26 protein-coding genes and 1 pseudogene are annotated in these 26,678 nt (G+C 69.0%); 20 read left to right on the forward strand and 7 right to left on the reverse strand.

Going from position 1 to position 26,678, the window contains the following annotated elements; genetic code table 11:
• The first annotated feature begins 65 nt into the window (after positions 1-65).
• The 3 genes from GXW79_RS06360 to GXW79_RS06370 are packed head-to-tail and all read left to right on the forward strand — an operon-like array spanning position 66 to position 3,636.
• On the forward strand, positions 66-1,436 hold the full coding sequence (locus tag GXW79_RS06360) for a class II 3-deoxy-7-phosphoheptulonate synthase (RefSeq protein ID WP_211873514.1): 1,371 nt from the start codon (positions 66-68) through the stop codon (positions 1,434-1,436).
• Positions 1,433-2,593: a beta/alpha barrel domain-containing protein gene (locus GXW79_RS06365; protein ID WP_211873515.1), complete on the forward strand. Its 1,161-nt coding sequence runs from the start codon at positions 1,433-1,435 to the stop codon at positions 2,591-2,593. The genes GXW79_RS06360 and GXW79_RS06365 overlap by 4 nt, the downstream gene beginning before the upstream one ends.
• Positions 2,594-2,634: 41 nt before the next feature.
• On the forward strand, positions 2,635-3,636 hold the full coding sequence (locus tag GXW79_RS06370) for an LLM class flavin-dependent oxidoreductase (RefSeq protein WP_211873516.1): 1,002 nt from the start codon (positions 2,635-2,637) through the stop codon (positions 3,634-3,636).
• Positions 3,637-3,782: 146 nt separating this feature from the next.
• Here GXW79_RS06370 and GXW79_RS06375 read toward each other — a convergent pair whose 3' ends face one another.
• On the reverse strand, positions 3,783-4,709 hold the full coding sequence (locus GXW79_RS06375) for an SDR family oxidoreductase (protein ID WP_211873517.1): 927 nt from the start codon (positions 4,707-4,709) through the stop codon (positions 3,783-3,785).
• 179 nt (positions 4,710-4,888) lie between these two features.
• On the opposite strand from GXW79_RS06375, the gene GXW79_RS06380 reads away from it, so the two are divergent.
• The 15 genes from GXW79_RS06380 (at position 4,889) to atzD (ending at position 18,413) form a co-directional block, all read left to right on the forward strand.
• A complete protein-coding gene (locus GXW79_RS06380; protein ID WP_211873518.1) occupies positions 4,889-6,556 on the forward strand; it encodes an NAD+ synthase in 1,668 nt (555 codons plus the stop codon).
• On the forward strand, positions 6,553-6,939 hold the full coding sequence (locus GXW79_RS06385; protein ID WP_211873519.1) for a hypothetical protein: 387 nt from the start codon (positions 6,553-6,555) through the stop codon (positions 6,937-6,939). Before GXW79_RS06380 ends, GXW79_RS06385 begins: the two co-directional genes overlap by 4 nt.
• The gene (locus GXW79_RS06390) at positions 6,936-7,235 is read left to right on the forward strand and encodes a hypothetical protein (protein ID WP_211873520.1); all 300 of its coding nucleotides are present in this window, start codon (positions 6,936-6,938) and stop codon (positions 7,233-7,235) included. Before GXW79_RS06385 ends, GXW79_RS06390 begins: the two co-directional genes overlap by 4 nt.
• Positions 7,232-8,563, forward strand: coding sequence for a glutamate--tRNA ligase (gene gltX / locus GXW79_RS06395; protein WP_211873521.1), 1,332 nt, complete (start codon positions 7,232-7,234; stop codon positions 8,561-8,563). The genes GXW79_RS06390 and gltX overlap by 4 nt, the downstream gene beginning before the upstream one ends.
• A 1-nt stretch (position 8,564) precedes the next feature.
• Positions 8,565-9,977 carry a cysteine--tRNA ligase gene (cysS, locus tag GXW79_RS06400; RefSeq protein WP_211873522.1) on the forward strand — a complete coding sequence of 471 codons (1,413 nt, stop codon included), beginning with the start codon at positions 8,565-8,567 and terminating at the stop codon, positions 9,975-9,977.
• Positions 9,978-9,987: 10 nt separating this feature from the next.
• On the forward strand, positions 9,988-10,416 hold the full coding sequence (locus GXW79_RS06405; RefSeq protein ID WP_211873523.1) for a hypothetical protein: 429 nt from the start codon (positions 9,988-9,990) through the stop codon (positions 10,414-10,416).
• A 64-nt stretch (positions 10,417-10,480) separates the two neighbouring features.
• On the forward strand, positions 10,481-11,293 hold the full coding sequence (locus GXW79_RS06410; protein ID WP_211873524.1) for an RNA methyltransferase: 813 nt from the start codon (positions 10,481-10,483) through the stop codon (positions 11,291-11,293).
• A gap of 34 nt (positions 11,294-11,327) precedes the next feature.
• Complete coding sequence (locus GXW79_RS06415; protein WP_211873525.1) at positions 11,328-12,005, forward strand: GntR family transcriptional regulator; 678 nt, start codon at positions 11,328-11,330, stop codon at positions 12,003-12,005.
• A gap of 143 nt (positions 12,006-12,148) precedes the next feature.
• Positions 12,149-13,483: an allophanate hydrolase gene (gene atzF / locus GXW79_RS06420; RefSeq protein ID WP_211873526.1), complete on the forward strand. Its 1,335-nt coding sequence runs from the start codon at positions 12,149-12,151 to the stop codon at positions 13,481-13,483.
• Positions 13,480-13,884 (forward strand): allophanate hydrolase-related protein, encoded by a 405-nt coding sequence (locus GXW79_RS06425; RefSeq protein ID WP_211873527.1) that lies wholly within the window; start codon positions 13,480-13,482, stop codon positions 13,882-13,884. Before atzF ends, GXW79_RS06425 begins: the two co-directional genes overlap by 4 nt.
• The gene (locus GXW79_RS06430; protein WP_211873528.1) at positions 13,881-14,831 is read left to right on the forward strand and encodes an ABC transporter substrate-binding protein; all 951 of its coding nucleotides are present in this window, start codon (positions 13,881-13,883) and stop codon (positions 14,829-14,831) included. Before GXW79_RS06425 ends, GXW79_RS06430 begins: the two co-directional genes overlap by 4 nt.
• A 149-nt stretch (positions 14,832-14,980) precedes the next feature.
• Entirely contained in the window at positions 14,981-15,820 is an 840-nt protein-coding gene (locus GXW79_RS06435) for an ABC transporter permease (protein WP_211873529.1), read from the forward strand.
• Complete coding sequence (locus GXW79_RS06440; RefSeq protein WP_211873530.1) at positions 15,813-16,586, forward strand: ABC transporter ATP-binding protein; 774 nt, start codon at positions 15,813-15,815, stop codon at positions 16,584-16,586. Before GXW79_RS06435 ends, GXW79_RS06440 begins: the two co-directional genes overlap by 8 nt.
• 61 nt (positions 16,587-16,647) lie before the next feature.
• The gene (locus GXW79_RS06445) at positions 16,648-17,337 is read left to right on the forward strand and encodes a DJ-1/PfpI family protein (RefSeq protein WP_211873531.1); all 690 of its coding nucleotides are present in this window, start codon (positions 16,648-16,650) and stop codon (positions 17,335-17,337) included.
• Complete coding sequence (gene atzD / locus GXW79_RS06450; RefSeq protein WP_211873532.1) at positions 17,334-18,413, forward strand: cyanuric acid amidohydrolase; 1,080 nt, start codon at positions 17,334-17,336, stop codon at positions 18,411-18,413. Before GXW79_RS06445 ends, atzD begins: the two co-directional genes overlap by 4 nt.
• 298 nt (positions 18,414-18,711) lie before the next feature.
• Here the strand turns inward: atzD and GXW79_RS06455 are convergent, their stop codons facing one another.
• From GXW79_RS06455 to GXW79_RS06465, 3 genes and pseudogenes are all read right to left on the reverse strand, one after another.
• Positions 18,712-19,317, reverse strand: a complete 606-nt coding sequence (locus tag GXW79_RS06455) for a hypothetical protein (protein ID WP_211873533.1) — start codon at positions 19,315-19,317, stop codon at positions 18,712-18,714.
• Positions 19,317-19,934 (reverse strand): YjbE family putative metal transport protein, encoded by a 618-nt coding sequence (locus GXW79_RS06460; protein WP_211873534.1) that lies wholly within the window; start codon positions 19,932-19,934, stop codon positions 19,317-19,319. Before GXW79_RS06460 ends, GXW79_RS06455 begins: the two co-directional genes overlap by 1 nt.
• A gap of 298 nt (positions 19,935-20,232) precedes the next feature.
• Positions 20,233-20,829, reverse strand: a pseudogene (locus tag GXW79_RS06465) (TerC family protein); the annotation flags it as partial.
• Between the two features lie 199 nt (positions 20,830-21,028).
• Here GXW79_RS06465 and GXW79_RS06470 point away from each other — a divergent pair.
• Together GXW79_RS06470 and GXW79_RS06475 are read left to right on the forward strand one after the other, a co-directional pair.
• Positions 21,029-22,543: a phytoene desaturase gene (locus GXW79_RS06470; RefSeq protein WP_211873535.1), complete on the forward strand. Its 1,515-nt coding sequence runs from the start codon at positions 21,029-21,031 to the stop codon at positions 22,541-22,543.
• 88 nt (positions 22,544-22,631) lie between these two features.
• Entirely contained in the window at positions 22,632-23,279 is a 648-nt protein-coding gene (locus GXW79_RS06475) for a hypothetical protein (RefSeq protein WP_211873536.1), read from the forward strand.
• An 8-nt stretch (positions 23,280-23,287) separates the two neighbouring features.
• On the opposite strand, the gene GXW79_RS06480 is transcribed toward GXW79_RS06475, so the two are convergent.
• From GXW79_RS06480 to GXW79_RS06490, 3 genes are all read right to left on the reverse strand, one after another.
• A complete protein-coding gene (locus GXW79_RS06480; RefSeq protein WP_211873537.1) occupies positions 23,288-23,917 on the reverse strand; it encodes a DNA-3-methyladenine glycosylase family protein in 630 nt (209 codons plus the stop codon).
• Positions 23,918-24,272: 355 nt separating this feature from the next.
• Positions 24,273-25,673, reverse strand: a complete 1,401-nt coding sequence (locus GXW79_RS06485; RefSeq protein WP_211873538.1) for an L-lactate permease — start codon at positions 25,671-25,673, stop codon at positions 24,273-24,275.
• Positions 25,670-26,548 (reverse strand): DMT family transporter, encoded by an 879-nt coding sequence (locus GXW79_RS06490; RefSeq protein WP_367614820.1) that lies wholly within the window; start codon positions 26,546-26,548, stop codon positions 25,670-25,672. The genes GXW79_RS06485 and GXW79_RS06490 overlap by 4 nt, the downstream gene beginning before the upstream one ends.
• Between the last annotated feature and the right edge of the window lie 130 nt (positions 26,549-26,678).

Below are 26,678 nucleotides of genomic sequence, written 5' to 3' on the forward strand. Positions count from 1 at the left end.
CGCCTTTCTTGCCGCCCGCGCGCCGCTCAGACTATGGTCGCGCGGTTCAACGGTGAGGATGTTCGATGACTGCGCGTGGCTGGAGCCCGGAGAGCTGGCGGCAGATGCCGATCCGGCAGGTGCCGGATTACCCCGACATGGCGGCGCTCGCCGCGATGGAAGCCAAGATCGCGCGATTTCCGCCGCTGGTTTTTGCAGGCGAAGCGCGGCGGTTGAAAGCTGCGCTGGCCAGGGCCGGCGAGGGTCAGGCCTTCGTTCTCCAGGGCGGCGATTGTGCCGAGGGTTTCCCGGATTTCACCGCGAACACCATCCGCGACACCTTCCGCGTGCTGCTGCAGATGGCGGTGGTGCTGACCTTCGGGGCCTCGCTGCCGGTGGTGAAGCTCGGGCGCATGGCGGGGCAGTTCGCCAAGCCACGCTCTTCGGACACGGAGACCAAGGACGGCATCACGCTGCCGTCCTATCGCGGCGACATCATCAACGGGCCGGATTTCACGCCCGCGGCGCGCATCCCCGATCCGTCGCGGATGGAATTCGCCTACATGCAATCGGCCGGCACGCTGAACCTGCTGCGCGCGTTTGCGACGGGTGGGTATGCCGACCTGCACCAGGTGCACCGGTGGAACCTCGGCTTCGTCGAGCGTTCGCCGCTCGCCTCGCGCTATGCGGACCTCACCATCCGCATCGACGAGACTCTACGCTTCATGCAGGCGTGCGGGATGGCGGACGCGCCGCAGTTGCGCGAGACGGACTTTTATACGTCGCACGAAAGCCTGCTGCTGCCCTATGAGCAGGCGCTCGCGCGCGTCGACAGCACCTCCGGCGACACCTACGCCTGCTCGGCGCATTTCCTCTGGATCGGCGACCGCACGCGGCAGCCCGATGGCGCGCATGTCGAATTCCTGCGCGGGGTGAAGAACCCCATCGGCATGAAGACCGGCCCGTCGATGGACGCCGATGAGCTGGTGCGCCTGACCGACATCCTCAATCCGGGGAATGAGGCCGGGCGCCTCACGCTGATCGCGCGCATGGGCGCGGACAAGGTGGAGGCCAAGCTGCCGCCGCTGGTCCGCGCGCTCAAGCGCGCCGGGCGCAACGTCACCTGGCTGTGCGACCCGATGCACGGCAACACCACGACCGTGGGCGGCTACAAGACGCGCAACTTCGATTCCATCCTGGGCGAGGTGCGCGGCTTTTTCGACGTGCACGCGGCCGAGGGCACCATCGCCGGCGGTGTCCATGTCGAGATGACGGGCGCCGACGTCACCGAATGCCTGGGCGGGGCGCACAACCTCTCCGAGGTGAACCTGTCGGAGAACTACGCCACCTTCTGCGACCCGCGGCTGAACGCCGAGCAGTCGCTGGAGCTCGCCTTCCTCATCGCCGAGGAACTGAAGCACCGTCGCGTCCCGGTTCACGCGGTCGCCGCGCAATGACCATCCCGAACGCGGCGCCGGAGACCTCCGACGCCGCGATCGCGGCGCGCACGGACAGCTACTTCAAGCGCACGCGATCGGTCGTCGAAAAATTCGGCGACTGCCATGTCACCTATGCGGTGTTCCTGCGCCGGCCAGTGATCTCCGCGCCGCGCCTGGCACTCGATTTCCTGCGCACGGTCGCGGAGAACCGGGGCACCGAGTTCTCCATCGAATTGCCGCATGAGGAAGGCACCTGGGTGGGTGCCGGTGATCCCTTGCTCTACATCGGCGGTTCGTTTGCGCTGCTGAGTGAGCTCGAGACCATCGTGCTCCAGAAACTGGGGCCGGCCTGCGTCGCGGCGCACAACGCCTACCAGATGTGCCTCGAGCTCCCCAACGTCGCCTTCCTCGCCATGGAGGCGCGGCACTGCGCCGGGGCCGAGATGCAGGAGATGATGGCCTATGCCGCGGCCGTCGGCTCCGCCGCGGCGAAGCGGGAAGGGGCCAAGGGGTTTCTGGGCAACGCCAATGACGCGACCGCGCACTGGTTCGGCGAGCCGGCCGGGCGCGGCACCATGCCGCATGCGCTGATCGGCTATGCCGGGTCCACCGTGCGCGCGGCGGAGATGTTCCACGCGACCTTCCCCGACGAGGCGCTGACCGTGCTGGTCGATTATTTCGGACGCGAAGTGACCGATGGCCTCGCGGTCTGTGCGCGCTTCCCCGAGATCGCCGCCTCCGGCCGCATGGCCGTGCGGCTGGACACGCATGGCGGCCGCTTTCTCGAGGGGCTCGATCCGGCGGAGAGCTATGCGGTGCTGGAACGCCACGCACCCTCGGCCATCCGCCGCTATCGCAGCGATACCGAGTTGCGCCACCTGGTCGGCACCGGCGTCTCGGCCGCCGCCGTCTGGCGCATGCGCGAGGCGCTGGACGAGGCCGGCTACCCGCATGTGCGCATCGTCGCCTCTTCCGGCTTCGGGGTGGGCAAGTGCCGGGTGATGGCCGAGGCCCGCGCACCGATCGACGTGGTCGGCACCGGCAGCTTCATCCCAGACGCCTGGAGCGAGACCTACGCGACGGCTGATATCGTGGAGTATGACGGCGCGCCGCGGGTGAAGATCGGCCGCGAATTCCTGCTGCGCAGGAATGGGGCGCGGAAGAAGCAGGGGTAGGGGTCCTTCGTAAGGCCCCTCCATGTTCCCATATGGGGTGCATGACCCCACTCTCCGTCCTCGATCTCTCCCCCGTCCCCGAAGGCAGCGATACCGGGCAGGCGCTGCGCAACTCCATCGATCTCGCGCGGCATGCCGAGGCGCTGGGCTTCCACCGCTACTGGATGGCGGAGCATCACAACATGCCCGGCATCGCCAGCGCCGCGACCGCTGTCGCCCTCGCCCATGCCGCCGCCGCCACCCGCTCCATCCGCATCGGTGCGGGCGGCATCATGCTGCCCAACCACGCGCCGCTGATGGTGGCCGAGCAGTTCGGCACCCTGGCCGCGCTGCACCCCGGGCGCATCGACCTCGGGCTTGGCCGGGCGCCTGGGTCCGATCAGCTGGCCGCGCGCGCCATGCGCCGGACCCTCGCCAATGATGTGGACGCCTTCCCCCGCGACGTCGTTGAGTTGCTCGGCTATTTCGAACCCGCCGAACCCGGGCAGGCGCTGCAGGCCGTGCCAGGCGCGGGCCTCGCCGTGGATGTCTGGATCCTCGGCTCCAGCACCTATGGGGCCCAGCTCGCCGCGATGCTGGGGCTGCCCTATGCCTTCGCCTCGCATTTCGCCCCCGATCTGATGATGGAGGCCGCTGCGGTGTACCGCGAGCTGTTCCGCCCTTCGGCGCGGCTCGCCAGGCCCCATGTCATGCTCGGCGTGAACGTCTTCGCCGCAGCGAGCGATGCCGAGGCGCAGCTGCTGTTCAGCTCGCTCCAGCAGGCCTTCGTCAATCTCCGCTCCGGCCGGCCGGGCAAGCTGCCCCCGCCGGTCGAGGGCTACGAGGCCCGGCTCGACCCGCAGGCGCGCGCGATGCTGCGCAACGCGCTGTCCTGTTCGGTCGTGGGCGGGCCGGAGACGGTGCGCCGGGGCCTTGCGGAGTTCGTCGCGCGGACCGGCGCGGACGAGCTGATGGTGACGGCGCAGATCCATGACCACGCCGCACGGCTCCGATCCTTCGAGATCCTGGCCGAGGTGCAGGTGGGCGCGCGGTTGGTCGCGTAGCTTCGCCGCACCGCTCAGGGGGCAGGCGCCGTCCCGGCCTCCGCCTTTGGTGTGACCAAGGCTCCGAGGCCGCAGCCAGGTGTCATCAGGCTCCTGATGACCTTGCAGAAGATCGACGGCGCCGCGCCGCTGGCGCCGCCAGCCCTCTAGGGTTGCCCGCTGCCGCCCGCCGCGCCGTAGACCTGGCCCGTTGCATAGCTCGCATCGGCCGCGGCGAGCTGGACGTTGATCGAGGCCAGCTCCGCCGGCTGCCCCGGGCGGCCCATCGGGGTCGCGCTGCCGAATTTCTCGAGCTTCTCCATCGTCGCCCCGCCGGAGACCTGGATCGGCGTCCAGATCGGACCGGGTGCCACGCCGTTCACCCGGATGCCGCGCTCGGCCAGCTGCTTGGCCAGCGACTTCACGTAGTTCATCGTCGCTGCCTTGGTCTGCGCGTAGTCGTAGAGCTCGGCCGACGGGTCGTAGGCCTGCTCGGACGTCGTCCCGATGATGGACGAGCCCGGTTTGAGGTGCGGCAGTGCCGCCTTGATGGTCCAGAACGGCGCGTAGATGTTGGTCTTCATCGTGGCGTCGAAATCCTCGTCGGTGACGTCGAGGATCGAGGCGCGCGTCTGCTGGCGCGCGGCATTGTTGACCAGGATGTCGAGGCCGCCGAGTGCCGCGACCGCCTGGTCCACCATCTGCCGGCAGAACGCCGCGTCGCGCAGGTCGCCGGGGATGGCGACGCCGTTGCGCCCGGCCGCGCGGATGAGGTCGATCACCTCGCGCGCATCCTCCTCCTCATCCGGCAGGTAGTTGATGGCGACGTCGGCACCCTCGCGGGCGAAGGCGATGGCGGCCGCCCGGCCCATGCCGGAATCGCCGCCGGTGATCAGCGCGCGGCGGCCCTGCAGCCGGCCCGACCCCTTGTAGCTGTGCTCACCATGGTCCGGGCGCGGGTCCATCCGGCCCGCGAGGCCGGGCCAGGGCTGGGTCTGCCGCGCGAAGGGCGGCTTGGGGTACTTGTCCGCCGGGTTCTCGAGCGGGTGGGCGTGCGTGGGCGCGGGGTTCGAATGGCTGTCATGGTCGGGCATGGAGGTCTCCGGGTTTGCGCGCGCCGCGGCCGGCGGCGGGCCAGCGCGCCTTCGGCGCACCGTGATGGTCGGTAAAGCGCGCCGCCGCGGCGCCGTTGCCTCACATTGCGGTGCATGCCGGCCCGGGTTCCGCCCGCTCGGCGCGTGACGCACCGCGCAATCCCTCCTATTTATGGGCGATGCCCACCGACACGCTTGCCATCGCCCTCGCCCAGATCAATCCGCATGAGGGTGCCATCGCCACCAACGCCGCGCGCATCCGCGCCGCGCGCGCCGAGGCCGCGCGCCTGGGCGCGGACCTGCTGGTCACGCCGGAATTCTCCATCGCCGGCTATCCGCCCGAGGACCTGGTGCGCAAGCCCGCCTTCGTCGCGGCCTGTGAGGCGGCGATTGCGGAACTCGCCGCCGAGACGGCCGATGGCGGGCCGGGTCTCATCGTGGGCGGACCGTGGCAGGATGGGGAGCGGCTGTACAACGCGGCCTTCGTGCTCGATGCCGGCCGCATCGTCGCGCGGCGGGCGAAGCACGAGCTGCCGAACTACGGCGTGTTCGACGACAAGCGCGTCTTCGATGCCGGGCCCGCGCCCGGCCCGGTGCCGTTCCGCGGCTTCCGCATCGGGCTGATGGTCTGCGAGGATTGGTGGTTCCCGGCCGTGTCCGAGACGCTGGCGGAATCGGGCGCGGAGATCCTGCTCTCGATCAACGGCTCGCCCTTCGAGGTGGAGAAGCACGAGGCGCGCGTGGACCTCGCCGTCGCCCGCGTGGTGGAGACCGGTCTGCCCTTCGTCTTCCTCAACCAGGTCTGCGGCCAGGACGAGCTGGTCTTCGAGGGCGCGTCCTTCGTGATGAACGCGGACCGCGCGCTGACCCACATCCTGCCGATGTTCGCCGAGGATATCCGCCTGACGACCTGGAAGCGGGCGGGGGCGCGGCTGGATTGCGCGCCGGGCGCGCTGGCGCCGCCGTTGACGCGCGACGCGCAGATCTACGGCGCGATGGTCCTCGGCCTGCGCGATTATGTGGAGAAGAACCGGTTTCCGGGCATCGTGCTGGGGCTCTCCGGCGGCATCGACAGCGCCATCTCGGCGGCTGTCGCGGCGGATGCGCTGGGCGCGGACCGGGTGCACGCGGTGATGATGCCCTCGCCCTATACCAGCCCCGAGAGCCTCGAGGATGCGGCGTCCTGCGCGGATTTGCTCGGCATCCGCTACGAGACCATCCCGATCGGGCCGGCGATGGAGGCCTTCGCGGGCATGCTGGCGCCCGCCTTCGGCAACTCGCCGCCCGACACCACCGAGGAGAACCTGCAGTCGCGCATCCGCGGCGTGACGCTGATGGCGCTGTCGAACAAGTTCGGCGCGATGCTGCTGACCACCGGCAACAAGTCGGAGATGAGCACCGGCTACGCGACGCTGTACGGCGACATGTGCGGTGGCTATTCCGTGCTGAAGGACATCTACAAGACCACGGTGTTCTCGCTGTGCCGCTGGCGCAATGCGAACATCCCCGACGGCGTGCTGGGGCCGCGCGGGCCGGTGATGCCGGAGCGGGTGATCACCAAGCCGCCGAGCGCCGAGCTCAAGCCCGACCAGAAGGACCAGGACACGCTGCCGCCCTATGAGGAGCTGGACGCCATCCTCGAAGGGCTGATCGAGGGCGAGAAATCCGTCGATGCGCTCGTCGCCGAGGGTTTTCCACGCGACACCATCCTGCGCGTCTGGCGCATGCTGGACCGCGCCGAATACAAGCGCCGCCAGGCGCCGCCGGGGGTGAAGATCACGCCCCGCGCCTTTGGCCGCGACCGCCGCTACCCCATCACCAACGGCTTCACGGCGCTGATCAAGTGAGCGACCTGTTCGCCCCCGAGGGTGGGTACGCCGTCCGCATCCTCGATCTCTCCGGCGCCAACGGGTCCGAGCCGGTCGAGACCATCACCGGCTTCCCGTCCCTGGAGCACGCCAATGCCTTCGCGCGGCGCTACGTGCGCGACAGCATCGAGCGCTGCCGCGCGGGCGGTGCCGCGCCGGATGCGGTGCTCGCCGCCTGGCACATGTTCGGCGAGGATGCGGAGATCACCCCCGCCGCCGATCAGGCCTGGCGCAGCGCGAACGAGCTCGCCGATTTCGCGCAGAACCCGGCGCGCGATGCGGAGGAGCGCAACTGGCGCATCCTCGACCCGCGCGCCGATGATGATGACGACGAGGATGAAGACGAAGAAGACGAGGCATGAGCCATTCCGTCCTCTGCGGCGATTTCGGCGCCTACCAGGACCCCGATGAGGAATGGCTCGTGCCCGGCTTTGCGACCGCCGAGGCCGCGCAGGAATATGCGCGCCGCTTCATCCGCGCCCAGGTCGAGCATCTGCGCGCCGACACGCCGGACCCGGTGGCGCTGCGCGATGCCTATTTCACCTTCGGGGAATACGCGACCACGGAGGGCCTCGACACCCAGGCCTGGGTCGCGCATTGCATCGCGCACCCGGCAGCCTCGCCGCGCGACACGAATTATGAATCGCTTACCCCATGAAACTGCGCTTTGCCCCATCCCCCACCGGCCTGCTGCATGCCGGGAATGCGCGCCTCGCGGTGGCCAACTGGCTGCTGGCGCGACGGCATGGCGGCACCTTCGTGCTGCGCCTGGACGACACCGACACCGAGCGGACGAAGCCGGAATTCATCGCCGCCATCGACGAGGACCTGAGCTGGCTGGGTCTGGATTGGGATGAACGCTTCGCGCAGTCCTCGCGGCTGGACCTGTATGCCTCCGCCGCCGATCGGCTGAAGGCGTCCAAGCGCCTCTACCCGTGCTTCGAGAGCGAGGAGGAGCTGACGGCGAAGCGCGAACGCCGCCGCCGCGAAGGCAAGGCGCCGGTCTATGACCGCGAGGCGCTGCGCATGACGCCGGAGCAGCTTGAGCGCGCTTTGGCGAACGGCAAGCAGCCATACTGGCGCTTCATGCTCTCCCCCCGCGCCGTGCAGTGGCAGGACGCCGTACTTGGCAAGCGCCAGGTGAAGCTGCAGGCGATCTCCGACCCGGTGCTGATCCGCGCCGATGGCTCGCCGCTCTACACCTTCACCTCGGTCGTCGATGACCTGGAGACGGGTGTGACGCATGTGGTGCGCGGCGAGGACCATGTGACGAATACGGGGATCCAGATCGACCTCTACGAGGCGCTGGGCGGCAATGCGAGCAGGCTCACCTTCGGCCACTTGCCGCTGCTGACCGACATGGATGGCGGCCCGCTCTCCAAGCGCCTCGGTGCGATTTCGCTGCGACATCTGCGGCGCGACGGGATCGAGCCCGCCGCGCTGGTGGGCTATCTCGCCGCACTCGGGACCAGCGTGGACCCGGTCCCCGGCACGCCGCGCGCCTTGGCCAAGGATTACGACCTGTCGCGCGTGTCGCATTCCTCGGCGCGCTTCGATATGCGCCAGCTGCTCGCGCTGAACCGGCGCGTGCTGCACGAGGCGTCGTTTGAGAGCGTGCGCGACCGCCTGCCCGAGAACGCCGATGGCGAGGCCTGGGACGCGATCCGCGGCAACCTCGACCTGATGCGCGAGGCGCCGGCCTGGATCGACGTCATACGCGGCACCATCATCCCGCCGGTGCAGGAGAATGAGCGCGAATTCCTCCGCGCCGCGCTGGACAACCTGCCCGCCGAGCCGTGGAACGAATACACCTGGGCCGGCTGGGTGGAGGCGCTGAAGCCCATCACCGGCCGCAAGGGCAAGGCGCTGTTCCTGCCGCTGCGCGTCGCGTTGACCGGCGAGGAGCACGGCCCGGACCTGAAAACCCTGTTGCCCCTGATCGGCCGCGAACGCGCCGTGCGGCGGCTGACCCTGTCGGCGAATTGAGATGCTCCAGATTCACAATTCCGCGGCGCGCGAGCGCCAGGACTTCATCCCGATCGATCCCGATCACGTCCGCCTCTATGTCTGCGGGCCCACCGTCTATGACCTGGCACATCTGGGCAATGCGCGCCCGGTGGTGGTGTTCGACGTGCTGGTGCGGCTGCTGCGGCGGCTGTATCCGCGCGTGACCTATGTGCGGAACATCACCGACGTGGAGGACAAGATCAACGCCCGCGCGCGTGAATCCGGCGAGCCGATCGCCGCGATCACCGCGCGCACGACCGCGGATTTCCATCGCGACATGGCCGCACTCGGTTCGCTGCCGCCTGATGAGGAACCGCGCGCCACCGACAACATCGCGCAGATGATCGCAATCATCGAGAAGCTGATCGCCAACGGCCACGCCTATGCGGCGGAAGGCCATGTGCTGTTCTCCGTGCCCTCGTTTGCCGCCTATGGCGCGCTGTCCGGCCGCGCGCCCGATGAGCTGCTGGCCGGCGCGCGCATCGACCCCGCGCCCTACAAGCGCGACCAGGGGGATTTCGTGCTGTGGAAGCCCTCCGATGTGGAGACGCCGGGCTGGGACAGCCCCTGGGGGCGTGGGCGACCGGGCTGGCATATCGAATGCTCGGCGATGTCCTGGCGCTATCTGGGCGAGGAGTTCGACATCCATGGCGGCGGTGCCGACCTGCTGTTCCCGCACCACGAGAACGAGCTGGCGCAGTCGGCCTGCGCCTTTCCCGGCAGCCGCTTCGCGCGCTTCTGGATGCACAACGGCATGCTGCTCGTGGACGGCGAGAAGATGTCGAAGTCGCTGGGCAATTTCCTCACCGTGCGCGACATTTTGGCGCGCGGTCCCTGGGCCGGCGAGGCCTTTCGGCTGCTGCTGCTCAAGACGCACTACCGCCAGGCGTTGGACTTCACCCAGGGCGGGTTGGACGAAGCCAAGGCGGAGCTCGATGATGGTTACGCCATGTTGGCGCGCGCACCGGCTGCCGATGGCGCACTGATCGAGACAATGGCCGAATGGGCGATGGCGCCTTTGCAGGACGACCTCAACACCGCGGGCATGCTGACGCGCCTGCGCGACCTGCGCACGCTGGAGAACACCGCGACCATCGGCGGCAGCGCGACCGCGGTGACCACGCGTATCGGCCAGAACTGGGCGCCGGCGCCGGGCGAGGCGGCGGCGGCCTTCCGCATCGCGGCGGGCACGCTGGGGCTGTTCCAGGCGGCGCCGTCGGATTGGTTGCAGGGTGGGGTGGATGCCGGCGCCATCGAGGCCGCCATCGCGGCACGGCTCGCGGCGCGGAAGGCGCGGGACTTTGCCGAAGCGGATCGCATCCGCGCCGGGCTGCTCGCGCAGGGCATCACCTTGGAAGACGGCCCGCAGGGGACGACATGGCGGCGAAGCTGAAGCGGCAGGCATGAACGCCGCCTACCTGTCTGCCCTTTCCGCGCTGTTGGGCTCCGCGATCGGCGCCTTGGCGTCGCTCGCCACCACTTGGCTCACCCAGCGGCACCAGGACCGCGCGCAGCGGCGTGCGCAGGAGGCGACGCGGCAGGAGCGGCTGTATGGCGAGTTCATCGACGAGGCTGCGAAGCTCTACGTCGATGCCATGACGCATGCGATGGAGGATCCGACGAAGATCGTCCATCTCACGGCCGTGTTCAGCAAGATCCGACTCTTCGCGCCGCCGTCGGTGATCGAGGCCGCCGAGGCGGTGATCCGGAGGATCATCGAGACCTACTACGACCCCAACGAGGATTTCGCCCAGCGCCCCGACTTCAAGTCGCGAAAGAACGACTTCCTGACCGACTTCACCACAGCGTGCCGCAACGACCTCCGCGCATGAGTCCCCAGGAGCCAAAAGTAAAAGAATGGGGTCTGGGGAAATTCCTTTCCCCAGCCTTGCTTCCTTGACCGGCCGCGAGGGCGGCGCCGACCTTGCCGCTCCGCCGGGCGAAAGCCCGGTGGTGGTGCTGGTGCGCCCGCAGATGGCCGAGAACATCGGCGCCGCGGCTCGGGCCATGGCCAATGGCGGGCTGTTCCACCTGCGCCTGGTGGCACCGCGCGATGGCTGGCCGCAAGCGGTCGCCTGGCGCATGGCCTCGGGCGCCGATCGTATCCTCGACGCGGCCGAGGTCTTCCCCGACATCCCCTCTGCCGTCGCCGATTGCCACCGCGTGATGGGCACCTGTCCGCGGCCACGCCATGTGATCATCGAGACGCTGACCGCGCGCGCCGCCGCCGGTGATCTTCGCGCCATCAACGCCGAGGGCCAGCGCGCGGCGATCCTGTTCGGGCCGGAGCGGGCAGGGCTCACCGCCGATGACCTCGCCTGCTGTGACACGCTGATCCGCTATCCGCTCAACCCTGCGCACATGTCGCTCAACCTGGCCCAGGCGGTGATGATCCTCGCCTATGAATGGTGGACGGCTGAGGAGCCCACGCCCGCGCGGGTGTTCGTGACCAACGAGACGCATGTCGCGACCAAGGGCTCGCTGGAGGCGTTTCTCGACCGGCTGGTGAGCGAGCTCGATGCTTGCGGCTTCCTGGAGACCGCGCACAAGCGACCCTTGATGGTGCGCAACCTGCGGCACTGGTTCCTGCGCGGCCAGGTGACGGAGCAGGAGCTGCGCACGCTGCACGGCGTGGTGACGGAGCTCGCGCGCGGGCGGATGGTGCGCGGCCGCAAGCCGGACCCGACGCCGCCCTGGGCGGATGAGTGAGGCCGGGCGGCCCGGGATTCGCTAGGCTCGCGCCATGACCGTGACCCTGATGCCGCGCCGGCCGCGCATTCCGCGCCCCACGCTTGCCGAAACGCTGGCGGCCACGCTGGCCGAGCAGATCGTGGCGGGTGAGCGCCTGCCCGGCACCGCGCTGGAGGAGGTGCAGCTCGCGGCCGAATTCTCGGTCTCCCGCACCCCGGTACGCGAGGCGCTGCGCCAGCTGGGTGCCACCGGGTTGGTCGAGCATCGCCCCCGCCGCGGCGCTGTGGTGGCGCGCCCCGATGTGGAGCGGCTGCACGGGATGTTCCGTGTGATGGCGGAGCTCGAGGCGCTGGCCGCCACGCTGTGTGCCGGCTCGATGTCGGCGCGCGACCGGCGCGCGCTGGACCAGCTGCATGCGGGCATGGCGGAGATGGTGCGGCACTCGCACCTCGCCGAATACCGTGCGGCGAATGTGGAGTTCCATCGCCGGCTCTACGCCGGGGCGGGCAATGACTACCTGGCGGAGCTGGCGGGTGCGACGCGGCAGCGCCTGGCGCCATTCCGGGCCTCGCAGCTGGAGGCGCCGGAGCGGCTGCAGAAATCCCATGCGGAGCATGGCGAGATCCTGACGGCGATCGCCCGTGCGGACGGGGTTACCGCCGCGAGTGCCGCGCGGCGACACCTGGGTCTTACCGAGGCGGCGTGGATCAGTATGGCGCGCGCAAGTTGAGTGATAATTAGGCAGAAATCAGCACCTGGGGCATCCGTGCATACATCTTGCACTTCGCAATCGGGCGCCTGTCGCATAAGCCCCTGAGAACGCGCATGATTTGGGCGCATGGTTGTTGGCGCACGCATTGCATGGGGAGGTGCATGACCGCGCCGCCCCCTCGCACCATCGCAGGCTACCTGGACGCCTATGCCGACGGCGAGCGGCCGGCCGAACTGCTGGCCGCGACCCATGCGGCAATAACCGCCTGCGACGATCCCGGCATCTTCCTCGACGTCATCCCACTGGCGCTGCTGATGGAGGAGGCCGGGCGCCTGCCGCCCTATGATCCCGTCGCCTATCCGCTCTGGGGCGTGCCCTTCGCGGTGAAGGACAATATCGATGTGGCGGGGCGCCCGACCACCGCGGCCTGCCCGGCCTTCGCCTATACGCCTGGCGCCGATGCCCCCGCCGTCGCGCGGCTTTGCGCCGCCGGCGCCATCCCGGTCGCCAAGACGAACCTCGACCAGTTTGCGACAGGCCTGGTCGGCGTCCGCACGCCGCATCCGGTGCCGCGCAACAGCGCCGATCCGCTGCGGGTGCCGGGTGGCTCCTCGTCGGGCAGCGCCGTCGCGGTGGCTCGCGGGCTGGTGCCGTTTGCGCTGGGCACGGATACGGCGGGGTCGGGGCGGGTGCCGGCGGCGCTGAACGGGATCGTCGGGCTGAAGCCCTCGCCGGGGGCGGTGTCCTCGCGCGGCGTGGTGCCGGCCTGCCGCAGCCTGGATTGCGTCTCGGTTTTCGCGCAGGGCGCCGGCGAGGCCTGGGCGGTCTTTGACGTCATGCGCGGCTATGATGGCGACGACCCCTTCGCAAAACCCTTTCCGGCGGATGACGCCACACCGGTCGAGCGTCTCGGCATCCCCGCCTTGTCCGAGCTGATCTTCGACGAGCCCGAGGCCGAGGCCGCCTGGGAGTCCGCGCTGCCCGGCCTTGCGGCGCTCGCGCCGGATGTCTCGGCACCCGACATCGCACCCTTCCTCGCCATCGCGCGCATGCTCTACGAGAGCGCCCTTGTCGCCGAGCGCGATGCGAGCTTCGGCGAATTCCTGCGCGCCAATCTCGACGCGGTCGATCCCACGGTGCGTGCGATCACCCTCAACGCCGACCGCTTCACCGCGACCGACGTTTTCCGCGCCCAGCACCAGTTCGCGGCGCTGCGCCGGGCCAGCGAAAGGGTCTGGGATCACATCGACGCGCTGGTGCTGCCCTCCGTGCCGCAATTCCCCACGCTCGCGGCGCTCGAAGCGGACCGCATCGGGCCCAATGCGCGGCTCGGCACCTACACCAATTTCGTTAACCTGCTGGGCCTTGCCGCCATCGCCGTGCCCGGGCCGCGCCGCCCAGATGGCCTGCCTGCGGGCGTCACCTTCATCGGACCCTTCGGGTCGGATGCGCGGCTCGCGCGGCTCGCCGCGCGCTATCTGGGAGAGGCGGCATGATCGAACTCGCGGTCGTGGGCGCGCATCTCTCGGGCCTCGCGCTCAACCACGAACTCACCAGCCGCGACGCGCGGCTGCTGCGCGCCGTTGCCACCGAGGACTGCTACCGCCTCTACGCGCTGCCCGGCGGCCCGCCGCGCCGGCCGGGGCTGATCCGCGTGGCACCTGGCACGGGCACCGCCATCGCCACCGAAGTCTGGGCGCTGCCGCCGGAGGGCTTCGCGTCCTTCGTCGCGAGCATCCCCGCGCCGCTCGGCATCGGCACCTTGCTGCTCGCCGATGGCAGCCGACCCAAGGGGTTCCTCGTCGAACCCGAAGGCCTGCACGGCGCCACCGACATCAGCCACCACGGTGGCTGGCGCGCCTATCTCACATCCCTCACCCTGGAGAGCACACCATGATCGATCGCCGTACCCTCCTCGCGGCCGGTGCCGCCACGCTCGCCGCGCCGCACATCGCCAATGCCCAGGCGCCGCGCACCGTGAAGATGGGCTCGCTCCGCCTCATCCATTCGATGACGCCGCATTTCTACCAGCGCTTCGCCCCCCCGGGCCTCACCATCGAGATCACCACCTTCGACAGCCCGACCGACGGCAAGAACGCCGTCGTCACGCGCTCGGTCGATTTCGGCGGCTTCGGCATCGCGGCCGGCATGCTCGGCGCGGCCGCCGGCGAGCCCGTCGTCGTGGTCGGCGCCTTCTGCAACCGCGGCATGGGCGTGGTCAGCAAGGCCGGCTCCACCATCCGCGCCATCGGCGACCTGCGCGGCAAGCGCGTGGGCATCTGGCCGGGGTCGACGCAGGAGGTCTTCATCCTCGAACGCCTGCGCCAGTCCGGCATGACCGTACGCGACATCACCGCCGTGCGCGTGCCCTTCGGCGAGATGCACGCGATGCTCTCGCGCGGCGACATCGACGCCTATGTCGGCGCCGAGCCGGGCCCGGGCCTGTCCATCTCCTCCGGCGTCGGCCAGCTGGTCGAGTACCCCTATGCGACGGCGATGGGCGGCCTGAACATGATCTTCGCCACCTCCGAGGCGCTGATCGCGGCCGACCCGGCGCTGGTGCGCACCATGCTCGGCATCCATCGCCGCGCGAGCGAACACATGATGGCGAACCGCGCGGAAGTGGCGGAAGCGACGGTGCGCATCCTCGGCGCCCAGCGCGCCGCGGTGGATCAGGCGCTGGGCGCGGACAACGTGGAATACATCTGGCGGCTGGATGACACGGTGATGGCGCAGGCGCGCACCTACGGGCAGCAGATGCTGGAGATGCGCCAGATCCGGCAGCTTCCCGACTTTGGGAAGTTCCTGAACCCGAGTTTCTCGAATGCGCTGGCGTCTGCGTGAAGCAAGACTGGGGGAAATGAATTTCCCCCAGACCCCCATTCTTTTATTTTTGATTTATTGGTGCTGACCCAACAACCAGCACCAATAGATAAAAATAAAAGAAGGGGGTTTCGGGGAATTCATACCCCCACGCTGTCAAGGGAGTTCCCATGTCCGACCTGACACTCACCGCCCCCATCCCCACCGTGCGCCGCCCCAGCGCGGCCCTTGGCCGCCTGCGACAATTCGGGCTCGCCCTGATCGTCCCCGCGCTGCTGCTGCTCGGCTGGCACCTGGCGGTGAAGGCCGGCATGAGCCGCCTCATCCCGTCGCCCTACGCCGTCGCCGAATACATGGTGGATTTCGCCTGGGGCGGCATCTGGGACGACGCCTTTTCCGCCACGCTGCACCAGCATCTGCTGGCCTCCGCGAGCCGCGTCTATGGCGGCTTCATCCTCGCCGCGCTGGTGGCGGTGCCGCTCGGCATCATGATCGGGCGGGTGCCGCTGGTGCGCGACCTGCTCGATCCCTTCCTGCAGCTGATGCGGCCGATCCCGGTCACCGCCTGGCTGCCGCTGTCGATGATCCTGTTCGGGCTTGGCGCGACGTCCGCGTTCTTCCTGGTCTTCCTCGGCGCCTTCTACCCCATCCTGCTGAACACCATCTTCGGCGTGCGCGGCGTGGAGCCTCGCCTGTTTGAGGCGGCGTCCATGCTGGGTTGCCGGGGGAACGCGCAGACCTTCAAGGTCGTGCTGCCGGCCGCGATGCCCTCCATCTTCACCGGGCTGCGGCTGGGGCTGGGCTTGGCCTGGTTCGTCATCGTGGTGGGCGAGATGACCGGGGTGCCGCAGGGCCTGGGCGCGGTGATCATGGACGGACGCACGCTATCGCGCACCGAGCTGGTGATCTGCGGCATGATCGTCATCGGCATCGCCGGCTATCTGTCCGACCGCGTCATCCTCGCGCTGATGCAGCGCGCGCTTCGCTGGAGCCCGCAGCACCATGGCTGAGATCCCCATCCTCGAGATCAAATCGGTCTCCAAGCGCTTCACCCTGCAAGGCCAGGTGATCGACGCGCTGCGCGACGCGAACCTCACGGTGGCCAAGGGGGAATTCATCTGCCTGATCGGCGCCTCAGGGTGCGGGAAATCCACGCTGCTGCGCATCGTGGCGGGGTTCGAAGGCGTGACCTCGGGCGAGGCGCTGATGTGGGGCAAGCCGATCGAGGGCCCGGCGCCCGACCGCGGCATGGTGTTCCAGGATTACGGGCTGTTTCCGTGGCTGACGGTGAAGGATAACATCGCCTTCGGCCCGAAATCGCGTGGCCGCCCGGCCGGCGAAGTCAGCGCGACCGTCGATCGCTTCGTGGACATGATCGGGTTGGGGAAGTTCGCCAATGTCTGGCCGCACCAGCTTTCGGGCGGGATGAAGCAGCGCGTCGCCATCGCGCGCGTGCTGGCGAACGACGCCGAGATGGTGCTGATGGACGAGCCCTTCGGCGCGCTTGACGCGATGACGCGCGAACGGCTGCAGGATGAGCTGCTGGATATCTGGCAGCGCACCGGGCTGACTGTGCTGTTCGTCACCCACTCGATCGAGGAGGCGATCTTCCTCGCCGACCGCGTGGTGGTGATGGAGCCGGGGCCGGGCCGCATCGCAAGCGAGGTGCGGATCGAGCTGCCGCGGCCGCGCGATGTCTCCAGCCCCGAGTTCAACGACGTGCGGCGCATGCTCGGCGCCAGGCTGCACAGCCACCACGCGCCGAAGGCTGCCTAGCAGGTCGACACGCCGGCCATGTCGGGGCCCAATGCGGAAGACCATCCGCAAGGTGCCACCCATGCCCACCACCCGAATCGGCCTTCTGCTGTTCCCCAACCTGACGCAGCTGGACCTCACCGGCCCGGCCGAGGTCTTCGCGCGCATGCCGGGCGCCGAACTCCACCTGATCTGGAAGACGCGCGACCCGGTTCCATCCGACCGCACGCTGACCATCCTGCCCACCACGACCTTCGCCGATTGCCCGACGCTGGATCTCATCTGCGTCCCCGGCGGCCCCGGCCAGGTCGCCCTGATGGAAGATGACGAGACGCTCGACTTCCTCCGCCGCATTGCCGAGACCTGCACCCTCGTCACCTCGGTCTGCACCGGGTCGCTGGTGCTGGCGGCCGCCGGCCTGCTGACCGGCTACCGGGCCACGTCGCACTGGTCCTCGATCGACCAGCTCGCGCTGCTCGGCGCCATCCCCACGCACGAGCGCGTCGTGCGCGACCGCAACCGCATCACCGGCGCCGGCGTCACCTCCGGCATCGATTTCGCGCTGACCGTCGTTGCCGAACTCGCTGGGCCTGAGGCCGCGCAGGAGATCCAGCTGCAGCTCGAATACGACCCCGCGCCGCCCTACGACTCCGGCACGCCGGACACCGCGCCGCCCGAAATCCTCGCCGCCGCGCGGGCAAAATCGGCGAACTTCATGGCCCGCCGCCGCGCCGCCACCGAGCGCGCCGCAGCGCGGCTTCCCCACGCATGACACGTCTGGCCCAGGCGTTCCGAGTCCCGATGCGCCACCCCGGCGACGTCAGCGGGATCGCGGCGCTGATCGCCTCGGGCGAACTCGACCCACGCACCATCACCGCGATCCTCGGCAAGACCGAAGGCAATGGCTGTGTGAACGACTTCACCCGCGCCTACGCCGTCCAATCCCTGACCCAGCTGCTCGGCCCCGACAGCCATGACCGCATCGCCATGGTGATGTCCGGCGGCACGGAAGGTGGCCTCTCACCACACTTCCTCATCCTCGCCACCGCCCAGACCGACGCACCCTCAAACGCCGCCGGCGCGCTCGCCATGGCCACCGCCTTCACCCGCGACTTCGCCCCCGAAGAAATCGGCCGCATGGCGCAGATCCACGCCACCGCCGCCGCCATCCGCGCCGCCGCCACCCAGTTCGACACCATCCACTTCGTGCAAATCAAATGCCCGCTGCTCACCAGCGAACGCATCGCCGACGCCCAGGCCCGAGGCCACTCCGTCGCTACCCACGACACCTACCATTCCATGGGCCTCTCGCGCGGCGCATCAGCCCTCGGCGTCGCCCTCGCCCTGAACGAAATCCCCGAAACCGCGCTCTCCGACACGGTCATCGGCGCCGATACCACCCTGTTCTCCCGCCGTGCCTCCGCCTCCGCCGGCGTCGAACTCATGCGCAACGAAATCCTCATCCTCGGCACCAGCACCGCCTGGGCCGGCGACCTGACCATCACCCACGAGGTCATGGCCGACGCCATCGACACCCCCGCCCTCCACCGCGCCCTCCACGCCGCCGACCTCATCCCCCAAGATGGCCAACTCCCCGCCCACGAAGAAGCCCGCCTCATCGCCATCCTTGCCAAGGCCGAACCCAGCACCCACGGCACCATCCGCGGCGCCCGCCACACCATGAACGACGACAGCGATATCAACGCCACACGCCACGCCCGCGCCCTCGTCGGCGGCGTCATCGCCGCCACCACCGGACGCACCACCCTCTTCGTCTCCGGCGGCGCCGAACACCAAGGCCCCGACGGCGGCGGCCCCGTGGCGGTGATCGCGAGACGGCGGGGGTAGGAAGGCAAGAAAGGCGGGGGGCGCTGCCCCCTCGACCCCCGCCGGGGATCGCGCCGATCCCCGGGCCCCTGCATGTGCTGGTCCTGGGTTGGGGAGGGGTGTGCTTGCGGTGATGAGGCGGGTTGGGGAGGGGGCGCATCGAGGGAGTTTCCCTCGCCGCGGGAACCGCCGCGCGCCCCCTCCCCAACCCGGCTCGCCTTCGGCGAGGCTCAACCTTTCCCAATCCAGGAACCAACAAATGGAGGTCCAGGATCGACACGATCCTGGTGGGGTCCAGGGGCAAAGCCCCTGGCCTTGCTTACCTTCGCACGCGCGCCGCCCTCGCGACTGCCGTCGCGAAGGCGCGCGGGTCGGCGGGGGTGGGGTTGGTGTCGGCGATCGTGACTTGGGCTTGCAGGAAGTGTCCTGCCGCGCCGCCGAGGCAGATGGTGCGTCGGATGGATTCGCGGCTCATTTCGCCTTCGAGTTCGACGCAGCGGAGGGCTCGGCCTTGTGGCACGGCCAGGTCGAAGCGGGTGCGTTCGTGCAGGTTGCGGACTGTGCGGCCGTTCGGCGCGGCCAGGATTTCCTGCATCAGGCGGTCGAATTCCGCGGCCAGGTGGGGGCCTTGCGGGTCGGAGGGCACGGCGCCGAGGCCGCGGTCGTAGAGGAAGACGGTGCCGATGGCGTCGAGGTCGTCGCGCCCGTAGGCGACGGCGATGCCGTAGCCGGGCTGGCGGGTTTCGTATTCGGTGACGGTGTCGCGTTTGAAGCCGGCGATGGCGTCGGGCAGGCGCGCGGCGACTTCGTCGAGGCTCGGCCGCCCGGCGCGGGTGCCGGGCGTGAGGAGGTCGCCTTCGTCGACCGGCGCGCAGCCGGCGAGTGCGGTGAGCAGCGCGAGCGTGATCAGTCGCGCCGGGTGCATCAGTGGCCCATCAGCCCGAGCAGGCGGTGGCTGTCCTCGTAAATCATCTTCAGGCCGATCCAGACGATGAGTGCGACGCCGACATAGGCGATCCAGCGGTAGCGCTCGAGCAGCTTGGAGATGAGCGTGGCGGCGAGGCCCATCAGCAGGATGGAGATGATCAGGCCGAGGATGAGCATGGGCGTGTTGCCATGCGCGGCGCCGGCGACGGCGAGGACGTTGTCGAGGCTCATCGACACGTCGGCGATGACGATCTGGCGGAGGGCGACCGCCATCGTCTTCACTTCATGGGGCGTGTGGGTGCCGGCCTCGTTGGCCTTGTCCTCGGTGCGGAGCTCCTTGAAGAAGCCGTAGGCGATCCAGAGCAGCAGCAGGCCACCGACCATGAGCAGGCCGGGGATGGCGAGGAGCTGCACGGCGGCGAGGCTGAGGATGATGCGCAGGACGACTGCCAGCACCATGCCGATCATGATGGCCTTCTGGCGCTGGGCGGCGGGCAGGCCGGCGGCGGCGAGTGCGATCAGGACGGCGTTGTCGCCCGAGAGGATGATGTTCACGCCGAGGATTTCGGTGAGCGTGAACCAGTTCCAGCTCTCCCAGAGGGCGTTGAGATCCATGAGGCGACGTCTCCGGCGAGCGTGGTGTTGCGTTGGCCGAAGCGATTAGCACGAGCCCTGCGGGAGTAAAGCGGCGGCGCGCCGCCCGCCGCCCGTAGAATTGTTAAACTACGGCAAGTTTTCAGCCATGCGCCCGTTCCGGGCCGCGCTGGGCGTCGCGCACCAGGCCGCCCACGAAGGTGACGATGGTGGTGTAGATGACGAGTTGCACCAGCGTCGCCGCGACCCAGAGCCATGCCGGGAAGATGTCCGGCCGCGCGAGGAAGCCCATGGGCAGCATCAGGAAGGCGTAGTTCTCCGGCACCTGGTTCGCGACCTCCACCGAGCCCGACAGGATCATGTCGAAGGCCACGTAGACGATGATGAGCAGGCCGACCCAGGCGATCCACTTGTGCTTCGTCAGCAGGTTGGCGATGAGCGAGGCAGCGACGCCCATCAGCACGACCGAGATCGCGAGGCCGACGATCAGGATGTAGGGGTGGTCCTTCGCCGCGCCGGCGACGGCGAGGACGTTGTCGAGGCTCATCGAGATGTCGGCGACCAGGATCTGGATGATCGCCTGGCGCATGGTCTTGCCCTGGGGCGCGGCTGCGCCGTCCAGGTCGGCATGTGCGGCGTGGTTCGGGCGGCGCAGCTCGCGGTACATCTTCCAGCACACCCACACCAGCAGCAGCCCGCCGACCAGGGTGATGCCGACGATCGCGAGAAGCTGCGCGGTGATGGAGGCGAAGGCGATGCGCATCACGGTCGCGGCGATGATGCCCCACAGGATGGCCTTGCGCCGCTGTTCGGGCGCGAGGCCCGCGGCCGCCATGCCCACGACGATCGCGTTGTCGCCCGCGAGGACGACATCGATCATCAGAACCTGCAGCAGCGGCACAACCCAATCGGGCATCTTGATCAACTCCGGACAATAGCGCGGTTAGATAACCGCCATGCAATCTTTCCGCAACCCGAATGCGACCGGGAGGTTTCCTGCGCCTGTCGCATTGTCACGTGCGGTGGCTTTCGGCCTATCCTTGCGATGGCGCCCGCGGTCGCCACCTGAGCGGCCTTGATCGAGAGCGAAGCGCGAGACTTCGCGGAGGAACCACATGCCCGATGCCGTCACCACCGACCCGCGGCCGCACGCCATCATCATCGGCTCGGGCTTCGGGGGCCTCGCCGGCGCGGTGCGACTGGGTGCGCGCGGCTGGCGGGTGACGATCCTGGAGAAACTCGATGCGCCGGGCGGGCGGGCCTACACCTACCATCAGGACGGGTTCACCTTCGACGCCGGGCCCACGATCATCACCGCGCCCTACCTGCTCGAGGAATTATGGGCGCTGTGCGGCCGAAAGCTGAGCGACGACATCGACCTGCGCAGCATCGACCCCTTCTACAAGATCCGCTTCGACGATGGCTCCACCTTCGCCTGCACCGCCGATGACGAGGCGATGCGGGCCGAGGTCGCCCGCTTCGAACCGGCCGACCTGCCGGGCTATGAGCGCTACATCCGCGACAGCGCCGAGATCTACCGCATTGCCTTCGCGGAGCTCGCCGACCAGCCCTTCCATAAATTCACGACCATGCTGAAGAGCGCGCCGGACCTGATCCGCCTGGGCGGCGCCTTCTCGGTCTATTCCAAGATCAGCCGCTATTTCCGCAACGAGAAGCTGCGCATTGCCTTCAGCTTCCATCCGCTGCTGATCGGCGGAAACCCCTTCACCACCACGGCCTATTACTGCCTGATCCAGCACCTGGAGCGGAAGCACCGCGTGCACTACGCGATGGGCGGCACCGGCGCGCTGGTGAAGGGTCTCGTGACCCTTGCCGAAGGTCAGGGCGGGCGCCTCATCTGCGACGCCGAGGTCGCCGAGATCACCACCGATGGCACGCGGGCCACCGGCGTGCGCCTCGCATCCGGCGAAACCATCGCCAGCGACATCGTCGTCTCCAACGCCGATGTCGCCTGGACCTACACGAAGCTGCTGGCCAAGCACCCGCGCCGCCGCTGGACCGACGCGAAGTTCAAGCGCGCCAAATTCTCGATGAGCCTGTTCGTCTGGTACTTTGGCACAAACCGGCGCTTCGAGGATGTCTACCACCACACGATGGTGCTTGGCCCGCGCTACGGGGCGCTGCTGAAGGACATCTTCCAGCGGAAGATCCTGTCGGATGATTTCTCGCTCTACCTCCACCGCCCCACCGCGAACGATCCCTCGCTTGCGCCTCCGGGGTGCGATGCCTTCTATGTGCTGGCGCCGGTGCCGCACCTCGGCAGCGGCACCGACTGGGCGACCCACGCCGAGCCCTACCGCGCCGCCGTCCAGAAGCGCCTGGAGGAGACGGTGATGCCCGGCCTGGGCGAGGCCATCGTCACCTCGCGCATGCTCACGCCGCAGGATTTCCAGGACCGGCTGCTCTCGGTCAACGGCGCCGCCTTCTCGCTGCAGCCGCAACTGTTCCAGAGCGCCTGGTTTCGCCCGCACAACACGTCGGAGGAACTGCGCGACCTGTACTTCGTGGGCGCCGGCACGCACCCGGGTGCGGGCGTGCCGGGCGTCATATCATCGGCGAAGATCCTCGACGAGCTGGTGCCGCACGGGTCCGTGAGAGCTAAAATTTAAATACAGAAACGTAGCGAAGATATGATCGATACGATCGCATATTGCCGTTAGGCTCATCCACTTCCCGACCGCGAGGGGTTGAGATGTCATGCCACAGCTAGGACTGCCACGCATTGTTGGAACCTACACCAATCAACTTACGGTTCGATTGTTCATCGCGTCCGGCAACGTGAACAGCGACTTGCAGTTTGTTAAGGCGTCGGTATCGAGGGCGCGCGAAATTCTGGCCCCCTACAACATCGGCCTTGCCGTCATTCCAGCCGGTGGCATGAGTGACAAGGAAGATATCGGGGTTTTTTCACACAATGGCCCGCTCTTCGTCGATGCGGCCGATGCCTACGGCCGGGACGGGACCTCGGCGCCCGGAGCGATGACAGCGAGAACCGAAGTCGGCCGGCTCATTTCGCAAGTTCCGCGTCCGCCCGTCATCGTCCTGTTCGGCAACAGCACGTCGACGCGCGCCCGCGGCTACACCGTTGAAAACAGCGGCTACGACTCCTTCTGCGCGATCAGCCTGGCAGGAAGCCAATCGAAAGTGACGATGCTGCATGAAATCGGCCATTGCGCGAACCTGCAACACTACATGGCGTGTCGCGATATAACGGACAGAACGACCCAGGATGACCGGGACGTCATGGCGGAGGTCACCGACGCCAAGGCCGACCTCCGTGACAAATTCAGCGGCATGGAGCTCGGCCTGTTGAGAGGCGCCAGTTTCATGAGCCAGCTCGACTGAGCTGCGGCTCAGGCGACCGCCTTCACCTTCTTCCCCGCATCCGACGCCCGCCACAGATACCACGCCGCGATGGACCGGTAGGGCGCCCAGGCCTCGCCGATCGCGGCCAACTCCTTGGGCTTCAACTGCGCATCGGCCTTCGTGGCCAGGCGCCAGCCGTCGCGCACGCCGAAATCATCCACCGGCAGGATGTCGCGCCGCCCCAGCGTGAAGATCAGCAGCATCTCCACCGTCCAGCGCCCCACCCCGCGCACCGCCACCAACCGCTCGATCAGCGCCGCATCATCCAGCTTCGCCGACGCCTCCAGACCCGGCACCAACCCGCCCACGGTCTTCTCCGCAATATCGCGAATGGCCAGCACCTTCGCCCCGGAAAACCCGCATCCACGCAGCGCCTCCGCCGGCATCGCCAGCACCTGCTCCGCGGCCGGAAAATGCGGCCCCGGAAACAACTGGATGAACCGGCCCAGGATCGCCTCCGCCGCACGCCCATGCACCTGCTGGTGCGCAATGGCGCGGATCAACGCCTCATAGGGCTCGCGCGGCGTCGCCTCGAGCAGGCAGGGGCCGATCGCACGAATCACGCCCTTCAACACCGCATCCCGCCGCAAATGCCGCAACGCCGCAGCTTCCACCATCGCCGCCATCCCTTCGCCGCTGAGACCGGGAAGGTGCAGGGTGGCGGGGAGGAAGGCCAGGGGGCGCTGCCCCCTGGACCCCCGCCGGGGATCGCGCCGATCCCCGGGCCCCTGCGTGTGTTGGTCCTGCGCTTGGAAGGTGGGCTCTGGGCTTTTATCAGAGCCTGTCATCGGGAGAGGGTGGCCGGGGAGCGATCACCAGATGAGAGCGCATGACGGCCACCCTCTCCCGATTACAGGCATTCCGGATCAACGACCCAGAACCAACCCTCCCAATCCCAAGAACCAACGAATGGAGGTCCAGGATCGACACGATCCTGGTGGGGGTCGAGGGGGCAAAGCCCCCCGCCTTGCTTCACCGCATCACCAGCATCGCCCCCGTCCCCGCCGCGAGGATGGCCACGAAGGAGGGCAGCAGCAGGCGCCAAAGTTGGCCGGGTTTGGTGCCGTCGTTGAGCAGTCCGCAGATCAGCGCGCAGACGGCGAAGCTCATGCCGGCTCCGGCGCCGCCGGCGAAGTTGTGCAGGGCCGGGGCGAGGAGTGGGGGCAGGTTGGCGGCGGCGCCGAGGGCGGCCTGGACGGTGACGAGGGCCGCGTTGGCGCCGACGTTGCTGCCGGTGACGAGGCCTGCGGCGAGGCCGAGGGGGGTCATGGCGTAGGGGGCGAGGGGGCCGAGCGTGGCGGCGGCTGCTTCGGCCAGCGCCGTGGTGGCGCCGGAGCCGGCGAGGATGCGGGCGAGCAGGACGTAGAGGAGCAGGGCGGCGGCGGGTTTTTGCGCGCGGCGTGCGGTGTCGCGCAGGCGGCGGAGCGTGTTGGGACGGAGTGCGAGGAGCGTGAGGGATACGGTCCAGAGCACGATGGCGACGTGGGTGATGGGGAAGGCGGGCAGGGTCTCGTAGGGGCGGAGCGCGGGTGGGCTGGGGATGAGGCGCGCGGCGAGGAGGGCGGTGGTGAGGATCAGGTAGGGGGTGAGGGTGCGGAGTGCGGCGCTGCGGGCGGCGGGCGAGCGCGGCGGGTCGAGCTGGTAGAGCACGGCGAGGAGCGGGATCCCGGTGGCGAGGATGCCGAGGATTTCGAAGGGCAGGATCCAGTGCCCACCGATCAGGATGGTTGCGGAGGCGGCGAGGATGCCGGTCTGGGCCAGTTTCTCGCGCGCGGGGACCGCGATGCCCGCCTTCGCGCAGAGGTGCCACAGCACCGGGCCGAGCATCAGCAGCCAGGCGGCGTTGGGGTAGGAGATGACGTGCGCCATGGCCTGCACGGGCACGCCGACCAGCGTCGCGCCGAGCAGCGTGCCGGGTCCCAGCCCGCCCCAGGGGACGAGGCAGAGGGAGAGCAGGGCCATCGCGCCGGCGATGGGGCCGTTCAGGCCCATGGACCGCAGCGCGGCGAGGGCGAAGACCGCGCCGACGGCGAAGCCGGTCACGCTCTCCATGAAGGTGCCCATGAGCAGGCAGGCGGCGAAGATGCGGCGCGGCTCGGGTGTGGTGGTGGTCGCGGTCGCGGGGGCGGCGGTGGCGGCGTGGAACAGCAGCCCGCCGGTCATCACGCCGATGGGCTGCAGGGCGAGCCAGAGGCCGCGCAGCGTCTCGGTGCCGATGAAGTCGAGCGCGCCGGCGCCCGCGGGCAGCGAGGCGAGGGCGGCCGGGATGGACAGGGCGAGGGCGGCCAGGACCGCCGGCACCGGCCCGGCGCGGCCGGAGAGCAGCAGGCCGACCAGCACGACCAGCGGCGATGCCTGGAGGGCGAGGATCATCGCGGCGCCCGCGCCTCGGCAATGGTGATGATGGTGGCGCCGACGAGGATGACAGCCGCGCCGGCCCAGGCGGTGGCGTCGGGTGTCTCGGCGAAGATCAGCCAGCCGGCGAGGGTGACGATCGGCAGGCGCAGGTACTGGAAGGGCGCGACGGCGGAGGCTTCGCCCGCGCGGAAGGCTTCGGTCAGCAGCAGCAGGATGGTCGGCGTAATCAGGCCGAAGGCGGCGAGGATCAGCACGTCCGTCAGCGAGATCGGCTGCCAGAAATAGATGGCGAGCGGCGTGGCGCAGAGCGTGGTGATCAGGCCCACCCAGGCGATCACCGAGCGCGTCGATTCCGTGCGCGTCAGCGCGCGCGAGGACAGCGTGATCCCGCACCAGCACAGCGCCGCACCGAGTGCGGCCGCGGCCCCGCCGAGCGGGATGTCCGTGCCCGGCCGCAGCATGATGGCGACGCCCATGAAGCCGGCCAGCGTCCCGGCCCAGCGCGCGGCGGTGACGCGCTCGCGCAGCAGCGGACCCGCGGCGAGCGTGGTGAACATCACGTTGGTGAAGGACAGCACCGTCGCTGTCGCGAGGTCGAGCAGCGCGAAGGACAGGAAATACAGCCCCCAGGTGCTGACCGAGGAAAACCCGCGCACCAGGTGCAGCGCGAGCCGCCGGGTGGCGAAGATGGCCAGGCCGGAGGCCGCGATGGTCGGCGCGATCCACACCACCTGGCCGAGCGAGCGCGCGAGCAGCTGCGTCGTGACGGGGATGCCGCGCTGGCTCATCCAGCGCGTGAACAGGATCTCCACCGTGAAGGCGATCGCGGCGATGGACATCAGGATGGCGCCGCGCAGATTGCCGGGCAGGGCGAGGAAGCGCGCGATCACCGTGCTTGGCTGGACAGGAAGTGGATCACTTGGGCGGTCCGGAACGCAAGATGTCTGGTGCTGCTTGAGGGGCATCGGGACGCGCGACGAGGCGCCAGTGGATGGCGCCGCTGATCAGCGTCGCGATGGC

Source organism: Plastoroseomonas arctica (genome assembly GCF_018128965.1).
Lineage (GTDB): Bacteria > Pseudomonadota > Alphaproteobacteria > Acetobacterales > Acetobacteraceae > Plastoroseomonas > Plastoroseomonas arctica.

What these genes read in the sequence shown, in the direction of transcription:
- cysS (WP_211873522.1), top strand. Translation starts at nt 8,565, where the DNA reads ATGCTCCAGATTCACAATTCCGCGGCGCGCGAGCGCCAGGACTTCATC.
- GXW79_RS06415 (WP_211873525.1), top strand. Translation starts at nt 11,328, where the DNA reads ATGACCGTGACCCTGATGCCGCGCCGGCCGCGCATTCCGCGCCCCACG.
- GXW79_RS06380 (WP_211873518.1), top strand. Translation starts at nt 4,889, where the DNA reads ATGCCCACCGACACGCTTGCCATCGCCCTCGCCCAGATCAATCCGCAT.
- GXW79_RS06470 (WP_211873535.1), top strand. Translation starts at nt 21,029, where the DNA reads ATGCCCGATGCCGTCACCACCGACCCGCGGCCGCACGCCATCATCATC.
- GXW79_RS06440 (WP_211873530.1), top strand. Translation starts at nt 15,813, where the DNA reads ATGGCTGAGATCCCCATCCTCGAGATCAAATCGGTCTCCAAGCGCTTC.
- GXW79_RS06480 (WP_211873537.1), bottom strand. Translation starts at nt 23,917, where the DNA reads ATGGTGGAAGCTGCGGCGTTGCGGCATTTGCGGCGGGATGCGGTGTTG.
- GXW79_RS06435 (WP_211873529.1), top strand. Translation starts at nt 14,981, where the DNA reads ATGTCCGACCTGACACTCACCGCCCCCATCCCCACCGTGCGCCGCCCC.
- GXW79_RS06455 (WP_211873533.1), bottom strand. Translation starts at nt 19,317, where the DNA reads ATGCACCCGGCGCGACTGATCACGCTCGCGCTGCTCACCGCACTCGCC.
- GXW79_RS06425 (WP_211873527.1), top strand. Translation starts at nt 13,480, where the DNA reads ATGATCGAACTCGCGGTCGTGGGCGCGCATCTCTCGGGCCTCGCGCTC.
- GXW79_RS06475 (WP_211873536.1), top strand. Translation starts at nt 22,632, where the DNA reads ATGCCACAGCTAGGACTGCCACGCATTGTTGGAACCTACACCAATCAA.
- GXW79_RS06430 (WP_211873528.1), top strand. Translation starts at nt 13,881, where the DNA reads ATGATCGATCGCCGTACCCTCCTCGCGGCCGGTGCCGCCACGCTCGCC.
- atzF (WP_211873526.1), top strand. Translation starts at nt 12,149, where the DNA reads ATGACCGCGCCGCCCCCTCGCACCATCGCAGGCTACCTGGACGCCTAT.
- GXW79_RS06375 (WP_211873517.1), bottom strand. Translation starts at nt 4,709, where the DNA reads ATGCCCGACCATGACAGCCATTCGAACCCCGCGCCCACGCACGCCCAC.
- GXW79_RS06365 (WP_211873515.1), top strand. Translation starts at nt 1,433, where the DNA reads ATGACCATCCCGAACGCGGCGCCGGAGACCTCCGACGCCGCGATCGCG.
- GXW79_RS06460 (WP_211873534.1), bottom strand. Translation starts at nt 19,934, where the DNA reads ATGGATCTCAACGCCCTCTGGGAGAGCTGGAACTGGTTCACGCTCACC.
- atzD (WP_211873532.1), top strand. Translation starts at nt 17,334, where the DNA reads ATGACACGTCTGGCCCAGGCGTTCCGAGTCCCGATGCGCCACCCCGGC.
- GXW79_RS06390 (WP_211873520.1), top strand. Translation starts at nt 6,936, where the DNA reads ATGAGCCATTCCGTCCTCTGCGGCGATTTCGGCGCCTACCAGGACCCC.
- gltX (WP_211873521.1), top strand. Translation starts at nt 7,232, where the DNA reads ATGAAACTGCGCTTTGCCCCATCCCCCACCGGCCTGCTGCATGCCGGG.
- GXW79_RS06405 (WP_211873523.1), top strand. Translation starts at nt 9,988, where the DNA reads ATGAACGCCGCCTACCTGTCTGCCCTTTCCGCGCTGTTGGGCTCCGCG.
- GXW79_RS06370 (WP_211873516.1), top strand. Translation starts at nt 2,635, where the DNA reads ATGACCCCACTCTCCGTCCTCGATCTCTCCCCCGTCCCCGAAGGCAGC.
- GXW79_RS06360 (WP_211873514.1), top strand. Translation starts at nt 66, where the DNA reads ATGACTGCGCGTGGCTGGAGCCCGGAGAGCTGGCGGCAGATGCCGATC.
- GXW79_RS06485 (WP_211873538.1), bottom strand. Translation starts at nt 25,673, where the DNA reads ATGATCCTCGCCCTCCAGGCATCGCCGCTGGTCGTGCTGGTCGGCCTG.
- GXW79_RS06445 (WP_211873531.1), top strand. Translation starts at nt 16,648, where the DNA reads ATGCCCACCACCCGAATCGGCCTTCTGCTGTTCCCCAACCTGACGCAG.